Origin of the sequence: Roseixanthobacter psychrophilus (genome assembly GCF_043195195.1) — a bacterium.
Lineage (GTDB): Bacteria > Pseudomonadota > Alphaproteobacteria > Rhizobiales > Xanthobacteraceae > NCEH01.
The window spans coordinates 1-554 of sequence record NZ_JBAFWT010000175.1 but is presented as its reverse complement, the minus strand read 5'-3'; the positions used below and the strand labels follow the sequence as shown (position 1 = coordinate 554).

At 53.1% G+C, this 554-nt stretch carries 1 protein-coding gene; it reads left to right on the top strand.

Translation table 11 applies throughout. The features are described from left to right. Positions 1-434: hypothetical protein (locus V5F77_RS29075; RefSeq protein WP_429008514.1), on the top strand; the 434-nt coding region annotated here is incomplete at its 5' end. Between the last annotated feature and the right edge of the window lie 120 nt (positions 435-554).

Below are 554 nucleotides of genomic sequence, written 5' to 3'. Positions count from 1 at the left end.
TTTTATGCATGATCTGGGCAAAGGAAGCGGCCGTCGTCGACGAGCATTCCTTCATCATACGGCGTGCCGATCCAAGAGTGCTCTGTACGACGGCAAGACCAGTGGCGACCCGATTTTGCATCCTGACAAATACATTCATGTCGGCGTGGGTGCGCAATCAGGCCAGTTTTGAAAAGGACCCGCCGGAAATCGCCATAGTTTACTCGCAAATGCCGACCGGTCCGGATGGCATAGCGCACGCGATCCCGATTGTCCTGACGACACCTTCCCTCGTAGATATCCACGATTGGAAGTTCCAGCTTATCCAGGCGAGTTCGACGTTGCAGAATGGAACCTTTCGAGACATTGCCTTGTTTATCGACTGGCTTCCATCCTTGCATTGCCCCGAGCCAATCAGCCTTACCTTTCCGAAATTGTTCAGTTATGGAGTATAGAAATGCGATTCGACAATTTCGCTATAATCTTCACTGCGTGGGAGAGATGGTGGTGCTGCCGAAGCTAATCCGGCACCTCCGGGCTTCGGCTCCGGGGGTTGACATCGTGTCGGTTACGCT